The 634-nt window shown below is 37.9% G+C and carries 1 protein-coding gene; it reads right to left on the bottom strand.

Going from position 1 to position 634, the window contains the following annotated elements; translation table 11 throughout:
* Positions 1-235: 235 nt before the first annotated feature.
* Positions 236-634, bottom strand: a 399-nt coding sequence (locus A3729_RS33580) for a hypothetical protein (RefSeq protein ID WP_197476178.1), incomplete at its 5' end; no start/stop codon positions are given.

Consider the following 634-nt stretch of genomic DNA (forward strand, 5'->3'; position numbering starts at 1 on the left):
TGGTTCACTTTTGTTGACTGATGAAAAAATTAAAGTGCTATATATTGCACAATGATCTAATTTTGTTTTTGACGCAAGCTTTGTTTTGAGGCGCGATAAATTTGGTGGAAGAGGCTTGAACTAATGTGGGGCAGTTCTTCGGAAAGCAGGGTGCTGTATAGGCGTATATGCTGATTGATATATAAGCCCAATTAAGTTCAGTGGGCTTATATATCAATTTAGGAGTCAGCTTGATTTAACGTTTTTTAAGGCGTGATAGAAGGCGGCGAGAATTTCTTTTGTTCGGTGTATTGTTTGAATCAAGGCCTGCTTGGTTTTTACTTATGTGTGCTTTTTTTTGCTTTTCGATAGCGCTCATGGACTCAGGTTCATTTGTTTTTTGAGGAGGTTTGGAAACCGGCTTCCTTGCTTTTACTGCTTTGCTTGAATTAGCTTTTCTGATTATCTTTTGTTTTCTTATCTCGGCTTCGATCAGTGCGATATCTTTTAGAAGAGCTTTTTCATGATCAGGTGTCTTTCGTTTAGTGACTCTTTTTTTTACTTTGGGTTCTTTATCGGTTAGTAATTTACTTACCCACTTCTCATCAAACTCAGGGGGAAATTGCTCCTCAAGATGGGCTGCAATCTTTTTGTT

The sequence above is a fragment of the Oleiphilus sp. HI0043 genome (genome assembly GCF_001634935.1).